General features: G+C 74.5%; 19 protein-coding genes and 1 tRNA gene. 10 read left to right on the top strand and 10 right to left on the bottom strand.

Features of this window, described 5'->3' with window-relative positions; genetic code table 11:
* Positions 1–55 precede the first annotated feature (55 nt).
* Together AB0G08_RS08895 and AB0G08_RS08890 are read left to right on the top strand one after the other, a co-directional pair.
* The gene (locus AB0G08_RS08895; RefSeq protein ID WP_358085208.1) at positions 56–2,947 is read left to right on the top strand and encodes a hypothetical protein; all 2,892 of its coding nucleotides are present in this window, start codon (positions 56–58) and stop codon (positions 2,945–2,947) included.
* Positions 2,948–3,063: 116 nt separating this feature from the next.
* Positions 3,064–3,915, top strand: a complete 852-nt coding sequence (locus tag AB0G08_RS08890; protein WP_358085204.1) for an alpha/beta hydrolase — start codon at positions 3,064–3,066, stop codon at positions 3,913–3,915.
* A gap of 63 nt (positions 3,916–3,978) precedes the next feature.
* Here the strand turns inward: AB0G08_RS08890 and metG are convergent, their stop codons facing one another.
* On the bottom strand, positions 3,979–5,781 hold the full coding sequence (metG, locus tag AB0G08_RS08885) for a methionine--tRNA ligase (protein WP_358085201.1): 1,803 nt from the start codon (positions 5,779–5,781) through the stop codon (positions 3,979–3,981).
* Positions 5,782–5,939: 158 nt separating this feature from the next.
* On the opposite strand from metG, the gene AB0G08_RS08880 reads away from it, so the two are divergent.
* Complete coding sequence (locus AB0G08_RS08880) at positions 5,940–6,938, top strand: hypothetical protein (protein WP_358085198.1); 999 nt, start codon at positions 5,940–5,942, stop codon at positions 6,936–6,938.
* Between the two features lie 78 nt (positions 6,939–7,016).
* Here the strand turns inward: AB0G08_RS08880 and rsmI are convergent, their stop codons facing one another.
* Complete coding sequence (rsmI, locus tag AB0G08_RS08875; protein WP_358085195.1) at positions 7,017–7,865, bottom strand: 16S rRNA (cytidine(1402)-2'-O)-methyltransferase; 849 nt, start codon at positions 7,863–7,865, stop codon at positions 7,017–7,019.
* Positions 7,866–7,949: 84 nt separating this feature from the next.
* Between rsmI and AB0G08_RS08870 the strand changes: the two genes are divergently transcribed.
* Together AB0G08_RS08870 and AB0G08_RS08865 are read left to right on the top strand one after the other, a co-directional pair.
* A complete protein-coding gene (locus AB0G08_RS08870) occupies positions 7,950–9,668 on the top strand; it encodes a phospholipid carrier-dependent glycosyltransferase (RefSeq protein WP_358085193.1) in 1,719 nt (572 codons plus the stop codon).
* 445 nt (positions 9,669–10,113) lie between these two features.
* Positions 10,114–10,767: an HNH endonuclease family protein gene (locus tag AB0G08_RS08865; protein WP_358085189.1), complete on the top strand. Its 654-nt coding sequence runs from the start codon at positions 10,114–10,116 to the stop codon at positions 10,765–10,767.
* A 45-nt stretch (positions 10,768–10,812) separates the two neighbouring features.
* Here AB0G08_RS08865 and AB0G08_RS08860 read toward each other — a convergent pair whose 3' ends face one another.
* Positions 10,813–11,082: a hypothetical protein gene (locus AB0G08_RS08860; protein ID WP_358085186.1), complete on the bottom strand. Its 270-nt coding sequence runs from the start codon at positions 11,080–11,082 to the stop codon at positions 10,813–10,815.
* 141 nt (positions 11,083–11,223) lie between these two features.
* Here AB0G08_RS08860 and AB0G08_RS08855 point away from each other — a divergent pair, with 141 nt between their 5' ends.
* The 3 genes from AB0G08_RS08855 (at position 11,224) to AB0G08_RS08845 (ending at position 14,207) form a co-directional block, all read left to right on the top strand.
* Entirely contained in the window at positions 11,224–12,336 is a 1,113-nt protein-coding gene (locus AB0G08_RS08855; RefSeq protein WP_358085183.1) for a crosslink repair DNA glycosylase YcaQ family protein, read from the top strand.
* Positions 12,329–12,985, top strand: coding sequence for a 4'-phosphopantetheinyl transferase superfamily protein (locus AB0G08_RS08850; protein ID WP_358085180.1), 657 nt, complete (start codon positions 12,329–12,331; stop codon positions 12,983–12,985). Before AB0G08_RS08855 ends, AB0G08_RS08850 begins: the two co-directional genes overlap by 8 nt.
* 208 nt (positions 12,986–13,193) lie before the next feature.
* Positions 13,194–14,207 carry a hypothetical protein gene (locus AB0G08_RS08845; RefSeq protein ID WP_358085177.1) on the top strand — a complete coding sequence of 338 codons (1,014 nt, stop codon included), beginning with the start codon at positions 13,194–13,196 and terminating at the stop codon, positions 14,205–14,207.
* 136 nt (positions 14,208–14,343) lie between these two features.
* Here the strand turns inward: AB0G08_RS08845 and AB0G08_RS08840 are convergent, their stop codons facing one another.
* Complete coding sequence (locus AB0G08_RS08840) at positions 14,344–15,060, bottom strand: hypothetical protein (RefSeq protein WP_358085174.1); 717 nt, start codon at positions 15,058–15,060, stop codon at positions 14,344–14,346.
* A 243-nt stretch (positions 15,061–15,303) separates the two neighbouring features.
* On the opposite strand from AB0G08_RS08840, the gene AB0G08_RS08835 reads away from it, so the two are divergent.
* Together AB0G08_RS08835 and AB0G08_RS08830 are read left to right on the top strand one after the other, a co-directional pair.
* Positions 15,304–15,849: a M23 family metallopeptidase gene (locus AB0G08_RS08835; protein ID WP_358085171.1), complete on the top strand. Its 546-nt coding sequence runs from the start codon at positions 15,304–15,306 to the stop codon at positions 15,847–15,849.
* Between the two features lie 203 nt (positions 15,850–16,052).
* The gene (locus AB0G08_RS08830; RefSeq protein ID WP_358085168.1) at positions 16,053–17,408 is read left to right on the top strand and encodes a glycosyltransferase; all 1,356 of its coding nucleotides are present in this window, start codon (positions 16,053–16,055) and stop codon (positions 17,406–17,408) included.
* A gap of 105 nt (positions 17,409–17,513) precedes the next feature.
* On the opposite strand, the gene AB0G08_RS08825 is transcribed toward AB0G08_RS08830, so the two are convergent.
* The 6 genes from AB0G08_RS08825 to AB0G08_RS08800 form a co-directional block, all read right to left on the bottom strand.
* A tRNA-Ala gene (locus AB0G08_RS08825) sits at positions 17,514–17,587 on the bottom strand.
* 185 nt (positions 17,588–17,772) lie between these two features.
* Positions 17,773–18,564, bottom strand: a complete 792-nt coding sequence (locus AB0G08_RS08820) for a hypothetical protein (protein ID WP_357870209.1) — start codon at positions 18,562–18,564, stop codon at positions 17,773–17,775.
* A gap of 178 nt (positions 18,565–18,742) precedes the next feature.
* Positions 18,743–19,393: a GNAT family protein gene (locus tag AB0G08_RS08815; protein ID WP_358085165.1), complete on the bottom strand. Its 651-nt coding sequence runs from the start codon at positions 19,391–19,393 to the stop codon at positions 18,743–18,745.
* A 104-nt stretch (positions 19,394–19,497) separates the two neighbouring features.
* Positions 19,498–20,811, bottom strand: a complete 1,314-nt coding sequence (glp, locus tag AB0G08_RS08810) for a gephyrin-like molybdotransferase Glp (protein ID WP_357870214.1) — start codon at positions 20,809–20,811, stop codon at positions 19,498–19,500.
* The gene (locus AB0G08_RS08805) at positions 20,808–21,770 is read right to left on the bottom strand and encodes a UTP--glucose-1-phosphate uridylyltransferase (RefSeq protein ID WP_358085162.1); all 963 of its coding nucleotides are present in this window, start codon (positions 21,768–21,770) and stop codon (positions 20,808–20,810) included. Before AB0G08_RS08805 ends, glp begins: the two co-directional genes overlap by 4 nt.
* Before the next feature lie 9 nt (positions 21,771–21,779).
* On the bottom strand, positions 21,780–23,734 hold a 1,955-nt coding region (locus AB0G08_RS08800; protein ID WP_358085159.1), incomplete at its 5' end, for a diguanylate cyclase.

Genomic DNA, 23,734 nt, shown 5'->3' with positions numbered 1-23,734 from the left:
AGCGTGATCCACGCTGAGGCCATCCGGAGGTTCATCCACTGTGTTTCGTCGAAGGGTGCTCGCCGCCACCGTGGCGTTGACCGTCGCGACCGGCGGCGCACTCGCCGCCCCCACCGCCGCACAGGCATACGACTACAGCCAGATCCCGGCGTCGAGCTGGGCGTACACCGACTCGACCAGACCCCACGGCGCGATCGTCGGCGCCCAGACGGATGCGCCGATCGGCCGCTGGCTGGACGACGAGGAGAACGCGCACACCTCCCGCTTCTACTTCTCCATCGACCTCGGTGGGCTAAAGGGCCGGCAGTTGCTCGACGCCGACCTCCTCGCCCACGAGAGGCAGGTCACCGACTGCACCAGGAGCACCGGTGTCGAGTTGTGGCGTACCGCCGCGTTCACCGACGGGAACTCCTGGAGGACCCCGCCGGCGGAGCTGGAGAAGCTGGGCACGATGAGCGCCGGCGCCGGCCGGGAGTGCCCCGGCTACCTCGTGCAGGACCTGGCCGACACCGTCCGCGCCACCCTGGCCCGGGGCGAGACGACGCTCCACCTGGAGTTGCGCCTGAGCGGGGAGGCCGAGCGCGACCGCCAGCTCAGCCGCTGGTTCTGGTACCGGCCGACGCTCACGGTCGAGCACAACGGCCTGCCCACCGTCGGCGGGCTGTCGGTCTACCCGGGCCGGGGCTGCGGCGACGCCGCCAACCCGGTCGGCGTCGGCCGATCGGTCACCTTCGCGGCGAACGCCAGTGAGCCGGACCAGAACGACCGGGCGCACGTCACCTTCGCCGCCTGGCCGGTGGACCAGCCGGCCCAGCGCCAGGAGCGGGGTGGCACCGGCTACGGCGGCGGCCAGCAGTTCCGCACGGAGTGGGACCTGTCGAGCCATCCGCACGGCACCGTGCTGGCCTGGACCGCCCAGGCCGGAGACGGGGACGGCACCTCCGAGTGGGCCGCCCCCTGCTACGTGCGGGTGGACCGGCAGGCACCGGCGCAGGCCCCGCAGGTGAGTTCCGAGGAGTACCCGGCCGGCGGCGGCGACCAGCCCTCCGGGGGGCCGGGCGTACCGGGCAGGTTCCGCTTCGACGCCGGCGGCGACACGGACGTCGTCCGCTACCGGTACTACGACCCCAACCACGGCAGCAGCCTCTGGATCGACGCCCCGGCCCCCGGTGCCGCGGCCGTCCTCACCTGGACCCCCCGGCGGGGTGGCCCGATGACCATGACCGTCTCGTCGGTGGACGCCGTCGGCAACATCTCGCCGCCGCGCGAGTACGAGTTCTGGGTCCGGTACACCGAGCCGTCCGTCGAGGTGAGCGTGGCGGGCCCCGGCCTGCCCAGCACGCTGACCATGCGCTCGCCGGTCGCCGAGGTGACCTCCTTCGGCTACCGCCTGAACGAGGACGCCGAGGTCCGGGTGCCGGCCGAGGGCGCCGCCGCGACTGTGCGGGTGACCTTCCCCGCCAACGGGCAGTACCAGCTGGCGGTCTCCGCGTACGTGGGCGACGTGCTCTCGGGCGCCCGGCAGCAGACGGTGCACGTCGACGACGCGCCGACCGTCGAGTCGACCGACTTCGCCTGGGACCGCGACGGCGTGGCGGGCCGGGAGGGGCGGTTCACGCTCCGCCCGCGCACCACGGAGGTGGTGGCGTACCGCTACTCGTTCAACTACGACGACGAGACCCGCGTGCCCGCTGCGGCGGACGGCACGGCGACCCTGGACTGGACCCCGCCCGCGGCCGACTGGTACCAGCTCAACGTCCGTTCCGAGCGCGCCGACGGCACGGTCTCCCAGGCCACGTCGTACGGGTTCTCGGTCATCGACAACAAGCCCACCGTCTACTCGGGCGACCTGGTGGTCTGGCCGCGCCGCGACGGGGTGGGGCTGCCGATCGAGTTCCACTTCGACACGGCGATGCCGGACGTGACGGAGTACGTCTACCAGTTCGACGGGGAGGCCGAGCGGACCGTGCCGGCGCAGTCCGGATCCGCCCGGTTGACCTGGACCCCGGAGCGCGCCGGCGAGCGGTCCGTGACGGTCCGCTCCCGGTACGCCTCGGGTGAGCTGTCCCCGCCGAACGTCTGGCCGTTCCAGGTGTGGACCGGGCCGGTCGTGACGTCGTCCGCCTACGACAGCGACACCAGCGACGGGCGGGTCGGCAAGGAGGCCACGTTCGCCTTCCGGCCGGGCCTGCCCGGGGTGCAGCGGTACACCTACCGGTTCGACGGGGGCGACGAGCAGACCGTCGACGCGGCGGCGGCGGACGGCACGGCCAGCGTGACGTACACGCCCGGCCGCTCGGGCTACACGACCCTCGACGTGACCAGCCACGGCGCCGACGGGACCACGTCACAGACCCGGATGTACACGTTCATCGTCAAGAGCGACAAGGTCAACGTGTACGGCTACTACAGCCCGTGGTCCCCCAGCGGCGGTATCGGCGTGCCCGGTTGGCAGCGCTTCCACTCCGAGCTCCACCGGGACGTCGCGGAGTACCTCTACCGGATCAACGACGGCCCCGAGCAGACGGTGGCCGCCGCGACCGACAGCACCAGCACGGACCTGACCATCACGCCCGACCGGAACGGGACGAACACCCTCCACGTGCGGCAGCGGCTGCGCGACGGGACGCTCTCCCCGATCACCGAGTACGTCTTCCTGGTGGGCACCGCGCCGCTGGTGGCCTCGACGGAGTACCCGGCCGGCCAGTGGAGCGGTGGCGCCGGTCAGCCGGGGCGGTTCACCTTCAGCGGGGGCACCGCCGGCATCGTCGAGTTCGAGTACCAGGTCGGTGAGGACGAGCCCCGCCTCGTCCCGGCGACCGGGGGCACGGCGACGGTCACCTGGACGCCGCCGTACTCGACCGGCTACGGGATGACCGTACGCGGCCGGCTGGCCGACGGAACCTGGACGGACAGCACGTCGTACAGCTTCTACGTGCGGCCCTGACGACACCCGGGGGGACGCACCGCGACCGCGCGGTGCGTCCCCCGACGACGGGGGCATAACGGCGTGCGGGGTGGGAAAGCGCGGGCGTCCGACCGTCACGGGACCAGGAGACGCGCATGCCTTTCATCACCGTGGGGACGGAGAACTCCGCCCCCATCGACCTGTACTACGAGGACCACGGCTCCGGTCAGCCGATCGTGCTGATCCACGGCTTCCCGTTCAGCGGGTCGACCTGGGAGAAGCAGGTCGGGCCGCTGCTGGCCGCCGGGTACCGGACGATCACGTACGACCGGCGGGGGTTCGGCAACTCCGCCCAGCCGGCGTCCGGGTACGACTACGACACGTTCGCCGCCGATCTCGACGTGCTGATGACCGAGCTGGACCTGCGCGACGCGATCCTGGTCGGCCACTCGATGGGCACCGGCGAGGTGACCCGCTACCTGGGCGTGTACGGCTCGCAGCGGGTGGACCGGGCGGTGCTGCTGGCCCCGCTCGCGCCGTTCCTGCTGAAGACCTCGGACAACCCGGAGGGGGTCGACAAGAGCCTCTTCCGGGGCTTCCAGCAGGCCATCGTCGACGACCGGTTCGCCTACCTCACCACCTTCTGCGAGGCCTTCTTCAACTACCAGGAGAACAAGGGCAGGCTGGTCAGCGAGGAGGCGTTCCGGGCGCACTGGGAGATCGGCGCCCGCGCCTCCGCGAAGGGCACCCACGACTGCGTGGACGCCTGGCAGACCGACTTCCGGGGCGACGTGTCCCGGATCGACGTGCCGGTGCTGATCGTGCAGGGCGACTCCGACGCGGTGCTGCCGTACCCGAAGACCGGTCAGCGGTTGCAGCCGATGCTGCCCGGCAGCCAGCTGGTCACCCTGAAGGGCGCGCCGCACGGCACCCCGTGGACGAACGCGGCCGAGGTGAACCGCAGCATCATGGACTTCATCGGGGCACCGGCGATGGCCCGGGCCTGACGCGTACGGCGACGGGCGCGACCCCCGAGGGGGCCGCGCCCGTCGCCGTACGCGAGGCGGCCGTCAGTCGGCCAGGCGGGCCAGTTCCTCGTCGACGATCGACGGGTCGAGCTTGCGGAAGACCGGCTTCGGGGCGGCCAGCGGCCGGCCGGCCTCCAGCGGCACGGACTCCCAGCGCGCGCCGACGGTGTAGTCGCCGGTCAGCACCGGGTACGCGGGCCCGCCGTCGAGGTCCTCGACCTCCTCGATGACCGGCATCGGGGCGTGCACGCCGGTGCCGCCGAGCAGCTCGTGCACCTTCTGCGCGGAGTGCGGCAGGAACGGGGTGAGCAGGGTGTTGGCGTCGCTGACCACCTGGAGGGCGACGTGCAGGATGGTGCCCATCCGCGGCTTGTCGTCCTCGCCCTTGAGCTTCCACGGCGCCTGCTCGGAGAGGTACCGGTTGGCCTCGGCGACCACCCTCATCGCCTCGCCGATGGCCTGCTTCTGGCGGTGCCGGGCGATCAGGTCGCCGACGGTGGCGAAGCCGGCCCGGGCGACCGCGAGCAGCGCCTCGTCGGCCTCGGTGAGGCCGGCCGGGTCGACCGGCGGGATCGCGCCGAAGTTCTTCGCCGCCATGGAGACGGACCGGTTGACCAGGTTGCCCCAGCCGGCCACCAGCTCGTCGTTGTTGCGGCGCAGGAACTCGGCCCAGGTGAAGTCGGTGTCGTTGCTCTCCGGGCCGGCCGCGGCGATGAAGTAGCGCAGCGCGTCGGCGTCGTAGCGCTCCAGGAAGTCCCGGACGTAGATGACGACCCGGCGGGAGGAGGAGAACTTCTTCCCCTCCATGGTCAGGTATTCGCTGGAGACCACCTCGGTGGGCAGGTTGAGCCGGCCCAGCCCGCCCGGCTCGCCGTCCCGGCTGCCCTCGCCCGAGTACCCGGAGAGCAGCGCCGGCCAGATCACCGAGTGGAAGACGATGTTGTCCTTGCCCATGAAGTAGTAGCCGCGGGCGTCACCGCCGACGCCGTCGGCGGACCACCACCTGCGCCACGCCTCGGGGTCGCCGGAGCGGCGGGCCCACTCGATCGAGGCGGACAGGTAGCCGATCACCGCGTCGAACCAGACGTAGATGCGCTTGTCGGGGCGGTCCCGCCAGCCGTCGAGCGGGATCGGCACGCCCCACTCCAGGTCGCGGGTGATGGCCCGGGGCTGGAGGTCGTCGAGCAGGTTCCTCGAGAAGCGCAGCACGTTGGGCCGCCAGCCCTCGCGGGTGTCGAGCCACTGCCGCAGCACGTCGGCCAGGGCGGGCAGGTCGAGGAAGAAGTGCTCGGTCTCGACGAACTTCGGGGTCTCCCCGTTGATCCGCGACTTCGGGTCGATCAGGTCGATCGGGTCGAGCTGGTTGCCGCAGTTGTCGCACTGGTCGCCGCGGGCGCTGTCGTAGCCGCAGATCGGGCAGGTGCCCTCGATGTAGCGGTCGGGCAGCGTCCTTCCGGTGGACGGGGAGATCGCCCCCATGGTGGTCTTCGGGACGATGTAGCCGTTGCGGTGCATCCCCTCGAACAGCTCCTGCACCACCGTGTAGTGGTTGCGGGTGGTGGTGCGGGTGAACAGGTCGTAGGAGAGCCCGAGGCCGTGCAGGTCCTCCACGATCACCCGGTTGTAGCGGTCGGCCAGCTCGCGCGGGGTGACCCCGTCGGCGTCCGCCTGCACCTGGATGGGGGTGCCGTGCTCGTCGGTGCCCGACACCATGAGCACGTCGTGCCCGGCCATCCGCATGTACCGGCTGAAGACGTCGGAGGGAACGCCGAAACCGGAGACGTGGCCGATGTGGCGCGGGCCGTTGGCGTACGGCCAGGCGACCGCCGCGAGAACGTGACTCATGACCAGCAAGCCTAGTGACCCGCTCGCGGTGACCGCGAACCAATAGGGCCCGCGGGTCGGCGGTCCGGCCGGACCGGGTCCGCTCGCTGCCCGATTTGTCGCCGACACGCGGCTTGAGCTGCGGGCCGACGTCGGGGTGGCGGGGTGCAATGAACGTCGTGACTGGCAGACGAGCGGCCCGGGATCGTGACGACCGTCCCACCGGCGAGGCGGACGGCGGTGGGGCGAGGGCGCCGCGTGGCACGGTCGCGCCGCATCCCCGGGTGGTCCCGGCCGCCGCGCCCCCGGAATCGCCGCCGGAACCGCCCGCCGAGGCCGCCGGGCCGGTGGCGGCCCCGCCGGCCCCCGCGCCCGCCGTCGAGCTGGAGCCCACGACCGGGGCGCCGGTCGACGCCGTGCCGCGCCGGGTCCCCGTCCGGCAGCCGAACCGCTGGCCCCGCCGGGGACCTTCCCCCGCCGTCGGCACGCCCGACCGAAACGGCGGCGGGCGCACGCCGGACGGCGACGGCGGCGGGGGCGTGCCCGACGGCGACGACGGCGCGTACTGGCCGCCGATCGAGCTGGTGCACTGGGACGGCACGCCGATCCGGGAGGAGCCGCCGCACGAGCGGCAGCGCTCGACCCGGGACGATGCCGCGCGGCGGCGGGCCCCGCGCACCCCGCGTCCGCCCGATCCGCTGCCGGGGCTGGCCGCGCTGCTGGCGTTGAGCCTGGTCGCGGCGTTCTTCGCCTGGGTCAGCGCCGGCCCGTTCTGGCTGGCGGTGGGGCACGCCACGCGGGGCACCGTGGTGATCGCCGACTGCACCGGGGGCGGGCTCACGCAGCGCTGCCGGGGCAACTTCACCGCCGCCGACGAGACGTGGACCGCGCACGGCGTGCGGGTGGGCGGGGTGACCGCGGAACGCACCGCGACCGGCACGAGGCTGCCGGCGCGGATGACCGGCCCGGACGGCGGCACCGCGTACGCGGACACCGGCCCAGCCGCGCACCTGCGCTGGCTGCTCGGCCTGCTGGTGGTGCTGGGCTGCGCCGCCGGGATCGCCCGGTGGACGGGGTCGACCCGGCTCGCCGACCCCCGCGCCCGCCGCTGGGCGGTGACCGGCGCGCTGGCCGGCCCGCTGGTGATCACCGCCGGCTTCCTCGTCGCCGCCTGGTGAAACCCCGGCAGGGTGCTGTCGGGGTGCCCGGCCAGGCCGTCGGGTGCCCGGCCAGGCCGCGTCGATTCCCGCTCGGGGTCAGGCGTGCACGACGGCGTAGACGTCGCGGCGGCGCAGGCCGTACTCCGTGGCGACCTCGGTGATCGCGTCCCGGCGGGACAGCCCGGCGGCCTCCCGGGCGGCGACGGCGGCCCGCAGCGTGTCGTCGTCGGGCCGCTCGGCGGCCGACTCGGGCGCGCCGGCCACCACGAGGGTGATCTCGCCGCGCGGCTCCCCCTCGGCCGCCCAGTCGGCCAGCTCGCCGAGCGGGCGGCGGACGATCTCCTCGTACGTCTTGGTCAGCTCGCGGCAGAGCGCGGCGGGCCGGTCGGCGCCGAACGCGGCGGCCAGGTCGGCGAGCGCGGCGGCGATCCGGTGCGGCGCCTCGAAGAAGACCAGCGTCCGCTCCTCGGCGGCGAGCGCCCGCAGGCGGGACCGGCGGGCGCCGCCGGTGCGCGGCAGGAAGCCCTCGAAGCAGAACCGGTCGCAGGGCAGGCCGGAGAGCGCCAGGGCGGTGGTGACCGCGCTCGGGCCGGGCGCGGCGGTGACCGGCACGCCGGCGTCCAGGGCGGCCCGGACCAGCCGGTAGCCCGGGTCGGAGACGCTCGGCATGCCGCCGTCGGTGACCAGGGCGACCAGGTAGCCGGCGGCCAGCACGTCGACCAGCTCGGGGGTGCGCCGCTCCTCGTTGCCCTCGAAGTAGGAGACGATCCGGCCGCCGACGGTGACGTCGAGGTCCCGGGCCAGCCGGGTGAGCCGGCGGGTGTCCTCGGCGGCCACCACGTCCGCGGCGGCGAGCACCTCGCGGAACCGGGCGGAGGCGTCGGCGGGGTTGCCGAGCGGTGCGCCGAGCAGGACCAGGCGCCCGGTTTCGGACATTTCACCCACGAGATGCAACTCCTTCATCGACGGCGTTACCGGTATCGGAGACGACGGGCGCCACCGGGCACCTTCGCAGCCTACGATCGCCGGGTGACGAGTGCGTCGACAGCACAGAGCGCGGACCAGGCGGGACCGGATCCCACGGCGGGAGGCCCGCCCCAGGGGGCGTCCCCGGCTTCCGGCGACGGGGTCCCCGGCGTGGTCCGGCGGCGGCTGGCCACCGTCGAGGCCCGGCTGGACGGGCGCTCCTGGCTCGCCACGGGCGTGATCGTCGCGATCGCGGCGATCCTGCGCTTCGTCGGCCTGAGCCACCCGCCGGGCAAGATCTTCGACGAGACCTACTACGCCCGGGACGCCTGGGGGCTGGTCGACAAGGGCGTCGAGTGGAACTTCAAGGACGGCGGCCCGTCCTACGTGGTCCACCCGCCGCTGGGCAAGTGGCTCATCGGGCTCGGCGAGTGGGCCTTCGGCTATCAGGACGCCGAGCACGGCATCTCGGTGCCGGGGCACCTCATGACGACCGCGCCGGAGTTCGGCTGGCGGTTCTCGGCGGCGGTCGTCGGCACCCTGTCGGTGCTGCTGCTGGTCCGCGTCGGCCGGCGGATGTTCCGCTCCACCGCGCTCGGCTGCGCCGCCGGGCTGCTGCTCGCGCTGGACGGCTTCCACCTGGTGCTGTCCCGCACCGCGCTGCTCGACATCTTCCTGCTCTTCTTCGTGCTGGCCACGTTCGGCGCCCTGGTCCTCGACCGGGACGCCCGGCGCCGCCGGTGGGCCCGGGCACTGGAGGCCGGTCTGGACCCGAGCCGGCCCGGGCGGGCCGGGCGGCCGGCGGGCGGCTGGCGGAACTGGCCGTGGTGGCGGCTCGCCGCCGGGGTCCTGTTCGGCTGCGCGTGCGCGGTCAAGTGGAGCGCGCTCTACTTCCTGCCCGTCTTCGCGCTGCTGGTGATCCTCTGGGAGGTCGGGGTCCGCCGCTCCGCCGGCGTACGCCGGCCGTGGCGGGACACGCTCCTCGACGAGGTGCCCTGGCTGGTGCTGGCCGGGGTGCTGATCGTGGTCACCTACGTCGGCACCTGGTCCGGCTGGCTGCTCGGCGACGACGGCTACTACCGGCTCGCCGAGCGGTACCCGAACGCCCCGCTGAGCGACGCCCCGGTGTTCGGCGCGCTGAACAACCTGATCGAGTACCACAAGGCCGCGTACGGCTTCCACACCGGCCTCGACGACCCGCACAAGTACCAGTCGTGGCCGTGGCAGTGGCTGCTGCTCGGCCGCCCGGTCGCCTTCTACTGGTCGGGCACCGGGTCCTGCGGAGCGCCGAGCTGCGCCTCCGAGATCCTGCTGCTCGGCACTCCCCTGCTCTGGTGGTCGTTCCTGCCCGCCCTGGTGGCGCTGGCCTGGCTGGGCCTGGCCCGGCGGGACTGGCGGGCGGGGGCGATCCTGCTCGTCGTGGCGGCCGGCCTGCTGCCCTGGTTCTGGTTCGCGCTCGACGGCCGGACGATGTTCTCCTTCTACACGGCGCCGGCCCTGCCGTTCCTGGTGCTGGCGGTGGTCTACGTGCTCGGCGCGATCGTCACGCCGGCCGGTCCACCGGGAGCGGTCGCCGCGCAGCCGGGCGACGCCACCCCCGCCGCCGCGCCCGGCGAGCCGGACGAGGCCCGGGAGCGCAGGCTGGTCGGCGGGGTGATCGCCGGGGCGTACGTCCTGCTGGTCGCGCTCTGCTTCGCGTACTTCCACCCGATCTTCGTCGGGAAGCTGCTGCCGTACGCCGAGTGGTCGGCGCGGATGTGGCTGGACGGCCGCTGGATCTGACGGACGGCACGGCGCCCGCCGCGACCGGCGGGCGCACGGGGAACGGGCCCGCACGCGGTGGCGTGCGGGCCCGTTCGACGTAGATGCGCGCCCCGATCGCCTGCCACGGGGGAAGCGGGCGATTGGGGCGCGCATCAGAAGCTTAACCACCCCGTACCACTGGCACAACGGGTCGACTTCGGTCAGATTTCCGACCCATGCCACTCCGTACGGATGGTTTACATCCGGCATCTTACGGTCCGTCATCCTGCGCAAACGGTACGGATCGGCGGCGCGCATCGGGTTCGGTGTCGCCCGCATTGTGCCGCCGACGGGATTCCCACCGGTGGGGAGTTCCCGTAACGTATCGATGAATTTGGTTCCCCAGTCATCCGGGGTCCGGTCCCTCGGCACCCGCGCCGGTTGCACTGTCGGCCAATCCCCGATCGATCGGACGGAGTTCGCGATGACCCGTACCCTCCGCTGGGCAGGCGGCCTGCTGGCCACCGTCACCGCCGCCACCCTCGGCCTGTCCGCCCCCGCCCACGCGGCCACCGTCTCGGTGCCGTTGCGCACCCTCGTCGCCGACCTGCCGGTGGCCGCCGAGAGCCGCACCGGCTACTCCCGGGACCTGTTCCCGCACTGGACGGATGCGGACTCCGACGGCTGCAACACCCGCTACGAGGTGCTGATCGCCGAGGCCACCACCCGCCCCTCGGTGGGCTCCGGCTGCCAGCTGAGCGGCGGACGCTGGCGCTCCTACTACGACGGGGCCTCCTGGACCAACCCGTCCGACCTGGACATCGACCACATGGTCCCGCTGGCCGAGGCGTGGGACTCGGGCGCCCGGAACTGGACCACGTCGCGGCGGCAGGCGTTCGCCAACGACCTCGGCGACGTCAGGTCGCTGGTCGCGGTGACCGACAACGTCAACCAGGCCAAGGGCGACCAGGACCCCGCGACCTGGATGCCGACCTACGAGAAGTGCCGGTACGTCGGCGAGTGGGTCGCGGTGAAGACCCGGTGGCGGTTGAGCGTCGACAGCGCCGAGAAGAGCGCGTTGACCAGCCGGGCGGGTTCCTGCACGAACATCACGCTCACGGTGACCCACGCGTACTGACCGCCGGGCGTGCCGGGGCGGCCGACCGGTCGCCCCGGACGCGGGTCAGAACACCCGGGGGTTGCGGGGCAGCCAGCCGATGAACCGGTCCTGGAGGGACGTGCCGGGCGACGGCGGCAGGTCCTGCGCGGCGGCCGCGAGGCAGGCCCCCAGGTACACGCTGAGCATCGCCCGGTCCGCCCGGTACTCCTCGAGCAGGCGGGACCGTTTGACCGCGCACGGCCAGTCGGCGCCGCAGGTGCCGCAGGTCCAGCCGGGCGCCAGTGGAGCGTGCTCGTCCGCCCCGGACGCCGAGGACTCCGCACCACCTGTCATCGCGCTCCCTCTCCGGTTCACGTTGGCGACCGGCCCCGGGCGGGGGCGTGGTCGACCATGGATCGCCATCGTCCCCTGGCGACGCACTGTCAGCGCCGCAGGACGCTCCGGTGTTACGCCCTTGCGGTACGTTCACCAACCATGGCCCTCGCGACGCTGACCGTGGACCAGGTGCTGGCCTGGCGGGCCGGTCGACACCTGCTGCACCGGCCGGCGGGCGTACGTCCCGTCGACGTGGTCGGCCGCCTGGTCGGGGTGCAGGCACAGGTCGCCTCCGCCGCCGAGCAGGCCGTCGCCGCGCGGCGGGCCGACCCCCGGCCCGGCGGGGTCGCGGGCGCGCTCGCCGGGCGGCTCCTGGTGCGCACCTGGGCCATGCGCGGCACCCTGCACCTGATGCGCGCCGAGGACGCCCCGGCCTGCCTGTCCCTGCTGGCCGCCGGCCGGTTCTGGGAGAAGGGCTCGTGGCAGCGCGCCTTCGTGACCGTCGACCGGCTGGCGGCGATCGCCGAGGCCGCCGCCGCCGCGCTGGACGGGCGCACGCTCACCCGGGAGCAGCTCACCGCCGAGATCGTCGAACGCACCGGGGACCGGACGGTCGCCGCGCACCTCGACTCCGGGTGGGGGGCGGTGCTCAAGCCGCTGGCCTGGCAGGGCCTGCTGGTGCAGGGGCCGGCCGAGGGCAACCGGGTCACCTTCACCCGACCGGAGACGCTGCTGCCCGGCTGGCCGGGCCTGCCCGAGCCGGCGGAGGCGGCGACCCGGGTGGTGCCGGCCTGGCTGGGCGCGTACGGGCCGGCGAGCCCGGAGACCTTCGACCAGTGGCTGAGCCGGGGCGGCTCGAAGCGGGCCGCGCTGCGCGGCTGGTTCGCCCGCCTCGTCGACGCGGGCGAGCTGGTGCCGGTGACCGTCGGCGACCGGCCGGCGTACGCCCGGGCCGCCGACGTGGACGAGATCGCCGCCGCCCGCCCCGACGACGCCGTACGCCTGCTCCCCGCGTTCGACCAGTGGGTGCTCGGGCCGGGCACGAAGGACACCACGATCGTCCCGGCCGAGCGCCGCTCCTCGGTCAGCCGGGCCGCCGGGTGGATCTCGCCGGTGGTGGTGCACCGGGGCCGGGTCGTGGGCACCTGGGAGGCCCGCCACGGGGAGCCGGTGCTGGACCTGTGGCCGGAGTCGCCGCCGGTGCCGGCCGACGCGCTCGACGCCGAGCGGGCGCGCGTGCGGTCGTACCTGTCGGGGGGTGGCGATGCGTGACCTGCTGCCGCCGGCCGTGGCGGTGGCCGTGGCCGGGGCGTCGGACTGGACGGGCGAGCTGCTGCCGGCCGAACGGGCCTGCCTGGGTGAACGCGCGGTCCAGAGCCGCCGCCGCGACTTCACCGCCGGGCGGGTCTGCGCCCGCCGGGCGATGGCCGCCCTCGGCGTACCCCCGGTCGCGGTGCCGACGGCTGCGGACCGGTCGCCGGTCTGGCCGGCGGGCGTGGTCGGCGCCATCACGCACACCCGCGGCTACTGCGCGGCGGTCGCGGCCCGCGCCGGCGAGGTCCGGTCGGTCGGCATCGACGCCGAGGGGCACCGCGAGCTCAACGCGGGCGTACGCCGGCTGATCTGCCTGCCCGAGGAGGAGGACCGGTGCGCCCGCCTGCCGGCGGGGACCTCCTGGCCGGCGGTGGTGTTCAGCGTCAAGGAGACGGTCTACAAGGTGTGGCACCCGGTCGTCGGCACGTGGCTGGACTTCCACGACGCCCTGGTGGAACTCGATCCGGACGCCGGCACGTTCACCGCCCGCATCGCGCCGGCGCGGTGCGACGCCGCCCCGGTGGCCGAGCCGCCCGCGCTGGTCACCGGCCGGTTCAGCGTCGACGACGCCCTGGTCCGCACCGCCGCCGTGCTGCTGCCCCGTTGACCCGGGCGAAGAGTCCGAACAGGGGACAGCGCAGCGCTGCCGGAGACGCGAAGATGGTCCGTTGTCCGCGCACGGTAGCGTCAGCCGCGTTTGCCGTCGTCGTCAGGTGCCTAGGAGTACGGTGAGTCACCCCCCGCCCCCTTACGGGCCTCAGGATCCGAACCAGCCGAACCCGGAGCAGCAGCCGCAGCCGTACCCGACGGCCCCTATGCCGCAGTTCCCCGCCGAACAGGGCGGCTACCCGCCCCAGCCGCCGACCTCCGGCGCCCCGCAGGCCACGGGCGACCCGTGGGCCCCCCTCCCGCCCGTGCCGCCGCAGCAGTCGGCCGGCGACCCGTGGGCCGCGCCGCAGCCGCCGGTCTCCGGGGCACCGCAGCCTCCGGTGTCGGGCGCGCCCGGCGAGCCGTGGGCTCAGCCGCCGGTCTCCGGAGCGCCGCAGGCCCCGGTGTCCGGGATGCCGCAGCCGCCGGTCTCCGGAGCGCCGGGCGAGCCGTGGGCCGCCCCGCACCAGCCGACCTCGGGCACCCCCTACCCGCCGGTGTCCGGCACGCCCGGCTACCCGCCCGGCCCGCAGGGATACCCGCCCGCCGGGCCCGGCTACCCGCTGGGTGCGCCGCATCCGGTCGCCCCGCCGAAGAAGAACAAGACCGTCCTGATCGTGGTGGCCGTGGTGGCCGTGCTGGCCCTGCTCTGCTGCGTCGGCGGCATCGTCGCGCTCGTCGCCGGCGCCAACAAGGCGGCGAACGACCTGGAGAAGGCCCTGCCCGCCCCGGGGACCCCCACCCTGCAGCCGGACGGTCCGCCCCCGTCGGCGAGGGACGGCGAGAACTTCAACCTGAGGCCCGGCGCCACCCTGGTGGTCGCCGACGACGAGGGAACCATCGAGATCACGGTCACCCGGTTCACCACGGAGACCAAGGGCTGCCGGACGTACGCCCCGGACCCGGACAAGGGCATGTACCTGATCGCCCACGTCACGGCGACGGTGACCAAGGGCAAGAGCTCCATCAACCCGTTCTACTTCGAGTGGGTGGCCGCCAACGGCACCACGGCCAACGGCCTGGCGAGCGCGCTCTCCGGCTGCGGCGACACGCTCGGCTCCGGCAACAACCTGCGCGAGGGCAGCAAGCGGGCCGGCACGGTGGTGTTCAACGTGGCCGACAAGAACGGCGCGCTGGAATACCGGCACAGGTTCGAGACGGCCGGCTCCTGGAAGCCGTGATCCGCGGATCGTGACGGGAGGCCGGTCCCCTCGGGGCCGGCCTCCCGCGCCCTTGCCGGCCGATCCGGCTGCCGTGCTGCGGGGCGCACGCCGTCGGCACCGCTCCGCCGGCCGTCCCGTTCCGGCCGGCCGCCCGTCAGCGCCCCTGCTCCAGCAGGTCGGCGACCGTGATCAGCGGGGTCACCAGCGACGGCAGCAGGGCGGGATCCTCCAGCCGGCCGCGCCGGTACGTGATCAGTTCCGCCTCCCGCACGCTCCAGCTCGGCACCGCCCCCGCCAGGTGTGCGGCGATCAGGGTCGGCCCGACCAGCGCCTGCTGCCCCGGCGCCGCCGCGGCCACCCGCCACTGCCGGTCGAACTCCTCGTGCCCGGTGGCGTAGGTGTCGCTGCCGAACAGGGCGCGGCCCAGCTTCGAGAACGCGTGTCGCGGTCCGACCGCGAGCGCCGGGAACGCCCGCCGCAGCCACACCGAGCAGACGACGTACGTGTGGGTCTGCGAGCTGGTCGTCTGGTTGCCGTCCGCGCCGGTGGAGCTGTGCGTCTCGGTGTACGCGTACTCGGCCACGCAGACGGGACGGCCGTGCAGCGTCCCGGTCAGCGCGAACCGCACGCCCCGCCGGCTCCGGCCCGGCACCCGGTCGGTCCAGGTGATCTCGGGCCGCTCGACGAACGTCCAGCCGTACCGGGCGGCCCACTGCCGCCAGTGTTCCCGCCGCTCCCGCTCCCGCCGGTGGGCCGCCACCACCAGCGCGACGAGGCCCGCCACGACGAGGACGGCCACCGCCGCGCAGCCGCCCAGCCAGAACACGCTCGCCATCCGCTCCACGGGCGGCAGCGTAGTGAGCGCCCGCACGCGCGTCGATGCTCGGGACGGTCGCGGATCCGGCCGCCGGGGCCGTTACGGGGTTCCCTGGACGCCGCGCCGCGCGTTCGTCACCCCGTGTCGTCGCGACCCCTGCCGACCCACTGATCCCACCCCAGACGTCCACGCGATCCATTGATCCACATCTGGCGCGCTGTTTAGCTCACGCCGGCACCGTCGACGACGAGGCTGAATATCTGCCGACACACCAGGAAGAGATCCACAGTGAACAGAATGACGACGGTCCTGCGCCGGATCGCCGCGACCGCGAGCGCCATGCTGGTGGTTGCCGGGGCCGCGGTCGTCGGGGCCACGCCGGCCTCCGCCGCGAACTACTACTACGAGATGCCGTACCCGGCGGGCGAGTCCTACCTGGTGACCCAGGGCCCGGAGGGCACCTACTCGCACGTCGGCCCGTACAACGAGTACGCCTGGGACTTCGGCCTGCCGGCGAACTACGAGGTCTCCGCCTCGCAGGCGGGCACCATCATCATGTCGAACTGGTCGCCGTACTGGCAGAACGGCATCGAGGTGATCATCCGGCACTCGAACGGCCAGTGCACCCACTACGCGCACCTGAACCGGGCGATCTACAACGCCGGCACCTGGGTGCCGCAGGGCCGGGTCATCGGCTGGTCGGGCAGCACCGGCGCGTCCACCGGCCCGCACCTGCACTTCCAGGTCATCAACTGCAACACCCGGGTGGGCATCCCCGCCACGCTCCAGGGCTGGACGCCGTACACCGGCTCCTGGCCGGTGAGCGTGAACTACTACGCCTGATCCGACCCGCCGCGCTCACGTACGAGCCACATCAGTGGGAATCGTGCATCGCCACTATCCCCTGGCTGATAATCCCATCTACTGATGGAAACGCTTCCAGCGCGCCCCGGCGACGGCCGGACCGGCGCCCGGATGTCGCGGCCGGGGTGCCGGCAGGTGCCGGCACCCCGGCCGAGGGGATCACCATGACGGAGGGAAGTCGGATGGCGGCACGGACGGACGACGCGGTCGAGTTGAGCGTGGTCATACCCACCTACCAGGACGCGCAGTGCCTGGCGCTGACGCTGCGGTCGCTCACCCGGCAGACGGTGGGCCCCGAGCGCTTCGAGGTGGTCGTGGTCCGCGACGGCGGCTCCCCCGCCGGATACGCCGAGGCCGTCGAGGCGGCCGCCGGGCTCGACCTCCGCTTCTTGGAGTTCCCCAGGCGACGCGGACGCTCCGCCGCCCGCAACGAGGCGGTCCGGCGCACCCGGGCGCCGCTGCTGCTGTTCCTCGACGCCGACTCGTACGCCGCCCCGCAGCTGCTGGAGCGCCACCTGGCCCACCACGCGGTCGCCGGCCGGCCCGCCGTGCTGATGGGCCGCCGCGACGAGCTGAGCCTGGAACACGTCGCAGCCGCCCTCGACGACCGGGAGCTGACCGACGTCCCCCGCCGCCGCGCGGACCGGGCCGGGGACCTGCGCTTCCCGCACGGTGAGCCGCCGGGGCAGGACTGGCTCCTGGCGGGCTGGGCGCTCGCCTACACCCACAACATCTCGCTCGCCCGGGACCTGTTCGACCGGACCGGCGGGTTCGACGAGCGCTCCGGGCTGCGCTGGGGCCTGGAGGACATCGAGCTGTTCTACCGGGTGCACCGGCACCTCGGCGTGACCGGGTCGAACTTCGCCTACGACGACGAGGCCCGTGCCTTCCACCTCCCGCACCACCGCAACACCGACCGCAACTGGACCGACTTCGCGGCCAACCGGGGCCTGTTGACCGGGCAGTACCACGTCATCGAGTGGGAGTTCTACGGCCTGCTGGACGTGTACGACTCGCTGGAGCGCATCGTGTACTACCGCGCCGCGGCCACGGACTGCGCACGGCACTCGACGTGCCGGATCGGGCCGGCGTACGACCGACTCGCCGACCGCCTGCCCGGCCCCCGCGTGCTGTGGGTGGGCACCGGCAGCGAACAGGCCGGCCTGCCGAGCGGCGCGCTGACCTTCGACTACGCCGCCCCGCCCGGCCCCACCAACTACCACCTGGTCGGCATGGACCCGCCCATCCCACCGGGCAGCCTCGACGCGGTGGTCAGCGTCGACTTCTGGCGGTACCTGCGGTGGGACGACCTCTGCCGGTTCGTCAACACCTCTGGCCGGCTGGCCCGCGAGGTGCACCTGGTCTGCACCGGCGACCCCGGATCGGCGCCGCTCACCCCCGGGCCTGCGGTGCTGGACTACCTGCGCCGCGCCCTGAGCGACGCGTTCGCCACCGACCTCGCCCACGTCGACGGGCTCGGTGAGGTGCTGACCCTGCGCCCCCTGACCCCGGCGCGCAGGGGCCCGGCACGGGTGTGACGTTTCGCAGGCGCCCGTCGATGCAGACGGGCGTCTGCCGCCCCGCGGCAGCCGCCAGGATCGAAAAAGGCCGTCTCCTACGAGCGGAAACGGCCTTGAGCTGGGTGGAGTTGAGGGGATTCGAACCCCTGACCCCCTCGATGCGAACGAGGTGCGCTACCGGACTGCGCCACAACCCCTCCGCCGGCGGACCGGCATCGGTCCCACCCGGCTTTCACCGGGCGGGCCGGCGCCAAGGTTAACAGGTTCACCGCCCCCGCCGCGAATCCACCCCCCGCACAGCGGGATCTTGGTGCGAAACCGCCCCTCCGAGGGCCGCCAGACACCAAGATCGCGAAGCAGGTGAGCGCGGCGCGCCGGCCGGTCAGGCCGAGTGGGAGCCGCGGCCGGACTGGTAGGGGCGGCCGCGCAGGCCACCCGAGCGGCGGTAGGAGACGGAGCCGCCGTTGGCCGCCGCCGGCAGGTCCGCCGGGCGGTCCAGGCCCATCGCGGCGCGGCGTACGACCTCGCGCTGGGCCGCCAGGCGGCGCTGCGCCTCCCGGCGGGCCGCCGCCCGGCGGGCCTGTTCCCGCCGCACCTCGGCCTGCCGGGCGGCCAGCCACGCCGCCTCCCGGGCCCGCGCCCGCCGCCGCCGGCGATCCGCCAGGGCCAGCCGCCGCAGGTGTACGACGTACGCGACCAGCAGCGCGGCGGTGACCCCGAAGCTGATCCAGAAGCCGGGACTGACCACGATCACGCCGATCAGCTCGACGAAGTTCAGCAGCAGCAGCGCGGCGAGCACCCGGCGGCGCCGGTAGACGGCGGGGGCGTGCTGCCGGCGGGGCGGCGGCCGACGCCGGCCCTTCCTGGCGGCGGGCGGCACGGCGCGCAGCCGCTTCGACCGGCGCGCGGCGGGGGGCGCGGAGACCGGCGCGGAGAGGCCGCCCGTGTTCGCGTCCTCGCTTAGGGTGATGACGAGGCTCCGAGGCGGGTGCACCGGGCGGCGCCCCGGCACAGTGCGGCGCCGCCGGCGGCGCTGGAGCACCCGCGCCGTCGACTGCGCCCGCTCCGCCACCAGCCGCTCGGTGGCGTCGTACCGGCGAACCAGCGCCGGGGCGAGGGCGAGCAGACCGGCGGCGGCGAGGACGGCGAGGAGCACCGAGGTCGGCACCCTCACCCCTCCCGTCACCGAATTCGGAGCAACCGCCGTCCGACCGCAGGATCTTCCACCGATCGTGGTCGGGTGCGCGGATCGTACGGATGGAGCAGCGCTTGCCACAGCTTGCAGTTACTTGAGGTTACGGGCCGTGGACGCGGATGCTGACACGCCGCGCCGATCCCGTGCGTGGGACGGCTCACCCCGTGGTGGCGCGGATCCGGTGCCAGCGGGCCAGCAGCCCACCCTCGGCGACGACCTCCTCACTGGTCATCGCGTATCCGATGTGGTCCCGCCACGCACCGTCGATGTGCATGTAGCGCACGTGGTACGCCTCCTCGCGGAAGCCCAGCTTCTCCACCACCCGCCGGGACGGCCGGTTCTCGGGGCGGATGTTCACCTCGACCCGGTGCAGCCCACCCACGCCGAACGCGTGGTCGACCGCGAGCGCCAGCGCGGTGGGGATGACGCCGCGACCGGCCACCCGGGAGTCCACCCAGTAGCCCACGTACCCGGAGCAGAACGCCCGCCGCACGATGCTGCCCACGTTGAGATGGCCGACCAGCCGCTCCCGGCCGTCCTCGCGCAGGCAGACGGCGAACGGCATCCCCTCGCCGGTGCGCGCCGACCGGCGCTGGTCGCGGTACACCCAGCGGAACGCGGCCGGCGAGTTCGACTCGTGCCAGTTCCCCGGCAGGGACGACTCCCACGGCGCGAGCCACTCCCGGTTGGCGCGGCGCACCTCCGACCAGGCGCCGGCGTCCGAACGCCGGTAGGGCCGCAGCAGCACCGGCCCGTCGGCCAGCACCGCCGGCCAGCCGGGCGCCCGACCGACCCCGAACAGACTCACTGCACAGACCTTCCGCTCACGACCGAGAACCCGATGACCGGGCGGCGCTCACCGAGCCGACCTTCCGTTCGCGACTGCGGGGCTCGCAAGCTCACTCCTCGCGCTCACCGGCGCCGGTCCAGCAGGAGCACATCCACCGTGGACCCGGCCGCCGCGGTGGTCACCCGCTCGCCGAGCACCATCAGCCCGTTCGCCTCGGCCAACCCCGAGAGGGTGTACGGGCCACCGTTGAGCGGCTGCACCGTGTAGCCGCCGCCGCGCCGCTCGGCGACGTGCGCGGGACGGAACTCACGCAGCCCCACCGGGGACGAGATCGTCTCCAGCAGGTGTGCGCGGACGCTGGGCCGGAACACCGGTTCCGCCCCGGCCAGCAGGTTGATCGCCGGGCGGGCCAGCACCTCGAAGCCGATCAGGGCCGAGCCCGTGTCGCCGGGCAGGCAGACCACCGGCACCTCCTCGGCGCCGACCGTGCCGAAGCCGAGCGAGGTGCCGGGATAGAGCGCGACCTCGGTGAAGGTGACCGGGCCGGCCCGGCTGCCCTCCCGCCGGGAGAGGATCCGCCGCACCATGTCGCCCGGCCCGGTGCCGGTGCCGCCGGTGGTGATGATCAGGTCGGCGCGCAGCGTCTGGTCCTCCAGCAACCCGCGCAGCCCCTCCGGATCGTCGTCGCAGATGCCCACCCGGTACGCCAGCGCCCCCACCTCGGCCGCGGCGGCGGTCAGCGCGTGCGAGTTGGCGTCGACCGTCTGGCCGGGCTGGCTGCCCCGGCCCACGTCGACCAGCTCGTCGCCGGTGGCCACGATGACCACCCGAGGGCTGGGCCGGACCACGACGTGCCCGATGCCGGTGGCGGCGAAGACCGCCACCAGCGCCGGCGAGACGTAGGTGCCGGCCCTGGCCAGCAGGGTGCCGGCGGGCAGCTCCTCGCCCGCTCGGCGCACCCCGTACCCCCGTTTGGGGACGCGGAAGATCTCCACCGCGGCCATGCCCTGGTCGGTCCACTCGACCGGGACGACCACGTCCGCGGCGAGCGGCAGCGGCGCCCCGGCGGCGACGGAGAAGCAGGCGCCCGGGGTGAGCCGGACCGGCCGCCAGCTCGCCGCGCCGAGGTCGCCGACGACGTTGAGCCGGACGTTGCGCCCGCCCGGCCCGCCGGACTGGGACGGGACGTAGCCCACGCCCCGACCGCCTCCGGAGATGTCCTCCCAGCGGGCCGCGTACCCGTCCACGGCCGCCTGGTCGAAGGCCGGGAAGGAGTGCGGCGCGACGACGTCCTCGGCGAGGACGTTGCCGTGCGCCTGGGTGAGGTCGAGGTCGAGCGGAGGCAGCGCGCGTAACCTGCGCAGCACGCTGCCCAGGTAGTCGGCGAGCGGCGTCAACTCGTTCGCGGCCGCCTCGGCGTCGGCCGACGCTGTCATGTACCAGTCACGCCCGACGCGTCGGAGTTGACGAACTCGGTCAGCCACTTGCGGAACTCGGCGCCGAGGTCGTCGCGCTCGGCGGCGATCTGCACGACGGTCTGGAGGTAGCCCAGCGGCATGCCGGTGTCGTAGCGGGTGCCCCGGTAGACGATCGCGTGCACCGGGGTGCCCTCGCTGCGCAGCAGCTCCATCGCGTCGGTGAGCTGGATCTCCCCGCCGCTGCCCGGCTTCGTCCGCCGGATCGCGTCGAAGATGCTGCTCGGCAGCACGTAGCGGCCCAGCACCGCGAGGTTGCTCGGCGCGTCCTCCGGCTTGGGCTTCTCCACCATGCCGGTGACCCGGACGACCTCCCCGACGTCGGTCAGATCCGCCTCCGCCGGCTCCACCGAGGCGATGCCGTAGCGCTTCGTCTCGGCCGGGTCGACCTCGAAGAAGGCCAGCACCACGCCGCCGGTGCGCGCCTGGAGCTCCAGCATGGCCGGCAGCAGCGGCTCGGACGGCTTGACGAACTCGTCGCCCAGCAGCACCGCGAAGGGCTGGTCACCGACGTGCGACTCGGCGTAGCCGACCGCGTGGCCCAGGCCGAGCTGCTCGGGCTGCCGGCAGGTGTAGATCTCGGCCAGCTCGCTGGGGCCGCGCACGGCGGCCAGCCGCTCGGCGTCGCCCTTCGCCTCCAGCCGCGCCTCCAGGTCGGGGCGGCGGTCGAAGTGGTCCACCATCGACGTCTTGCCCCGCCCGGTGATCAACAGCACGTCACCGATGCCGGCATGGGTGGCCTCCTCGACGATGTACTGCAGCACCGGGCGGTCGACCACCGGGAGCAGCTCCTTGGGCACCGCCTTCGTGGCCGGCAGGAACCGGGTGGCCAGACCGGCGGCCGGGATGACGGCCTTGACCGCGCGGGAGCGACCGGTTGCGGCGGTCGCCGTTGAGGGGTTCGCTGAGTGCTCCGACATGTCGCGAGACTATCGGCCACGGCTCTGTCGTGGAGGGTGAGGACCGGAAGACGCGCCGCCGCAGGGACCCGGCCGCACCGGGTCGGGTCCGGCCGGCGCGCTCCCCGGGACGGCGTCGGCCGGGTCGCCCGGTTCGGGACGGGTCCGGACCGGCTGGCGGGGAGCGCCGGCGCGCGGCAGCCCGTCCTCGGGGGTGACCGCCGCGGCCGGGACGGGGATCTCCCGCGCCGGGGGCCCGGCCCGCACCTCGGCGATCCGCCAGGTGTCCCGGCCGGCCGCCTTGGCGGCGTAGAGCGCGTCGTCGGCGGCGTCCAGCACCTGCTGGCCGGTGCCGCCGTGGTCGGGGTGCACGGCGATGCCGATGGAGACGGTGACTCCGATGGCCACGGCCGCCCCGCCGTGCCCGTCAGCGGCGATCGGGGCGTCCCGGACCGCCGCGCCGAGCCGCTCCGCGACGATCGCCGCGCCCCGGGCGTCGGTCTCCGGCAGCAGCAGCACGAACTCCTCGCCGCCCTGTCGGAAGGCGAGGTCGACCTCGCGGATCTCGCCGCGCACCCGGCGGGCGAACTCGGCCAGCACGGCGTCGCCGGCCGCGTGCCCGTACGTGTCGTTGACGGCCTTGAACCGGTCCAGGTCGAGGGCGAGGACGCTGAGCATCCGGCCGAACCGGCTCGCCCGCTCGACCTCCCGGCGGATCGACTCGCGCAGGTAGCGGTAGTTCCACAGCCCGGTGAGCGGGTCGGTCAGCGAGAGCCGCTGCGCCTCCTCGTGCACCCGGACGTTGTCCACCGCCACCGCGGCGTGGCCGGCGAAGGTGCGCAGGGTGACGAGGTCGTCGTCGTCGAACTCGTCCGCGCCGAGCCGGTCGTAGAGGGCCAGCACGCCGAGCGCCCCGGCCGGGGCGGCCGGCTCCGACCCGGGGCGGCCGGCCGGCCCGTCGCGGGCGGTGGCGTCGGGCGGGCCCGCCGTGCCGGGGGCGGCGAACGGCACCGCGATGTACGTGTGGCAGCGCGGCTCCCCCGGCGGCGCGGCGGAGGGCTCCACCCGGCCCCGGCGCGGCTCCCCGGTCGCCGCGACGGCGCCCACCACGCCGCTGCCCAGCGGCACCCGCAACGGCCCCGACCGTTCGTCCGCCGGAGCGCCCCCGTCCAGCCCCTCGGTGCACTGCGCGACGAGCACCCCGCCGTCGTCGACCAGCAGCACGGCCCCGGCCCGGGCGCCGGTCGCCGCGATCGCGCTGTGCAGGATCACCCGCAGGATGCGTTGCAGGTCGTGCGTGCTGGCCAGGGTGTCCCCCAGCACCGCGAGGTGCCCGCGCAACTGGTCGCGGCTGCTGGTCAGCGCCGCCACGTAGGTGCCCGTCTCGCGGGTCATTCGGTTGAACGCGCCGGCCAGCCGGCCGATCTCGTCCCGGCTGCGCACCGGCACCCGGGCGGTCAGGTCGCCGCGCGCCACCCGGTCCACCGCGCCCGCCAGCTCGACCAGGGGGCGGGTGGTCACCCGGGCCAGCCGCCACGCGGCCACCACGGCCAGCATGGCCGCCACCAGCACCGCCGACCACAGCGCGACGTACAGGCCCCGCGGCCGTTCGCTGGGGACCGAGAGCACCAGCGGCAGGGGCTGCCCGGCGGACGGGCCGACCCGGCGGACGTACCGGCCGTCGGGGGTCTCGGTGACCCGCTCGCCCCTGAGCGTGCCGGCGGCGGCGAGCACGGCGTCGCGTACGCCGGTCGACTCGGTGCTGTGGGCGAGCCGGACGGGCGCCACGGCGTCGTCGAGCAGGGTGACCGCCACTCCCGTCACGGCCGCGAGGCGCGCCACGAAGGCCGGGTCGACCGGCTGCGCGGCGGTGACCGTGCCCAGCGGCCCGCCGGCCCGGTCGCGCAGGTCGGCCCGGGCCGCGAGCGCCCGCGCCGGCCCGGTGGCCCCCCGCGGAGCCCTGGCGCGACTGCGCCGGCCCGCCG

Source organism: Micromonospora sp. NPDC023644 (assembly GCF_040640115.1).
Classification (GTDB): Bacteria; Actinomycetota; Actinomycetes; order Mycobacteriales; family Micromonosporaceae; genus Micromonospora.
Note: the sequence above shows the minus strand (reverse complement) of the source record. Positions and strands in the feature narration are given on the sequence as shown.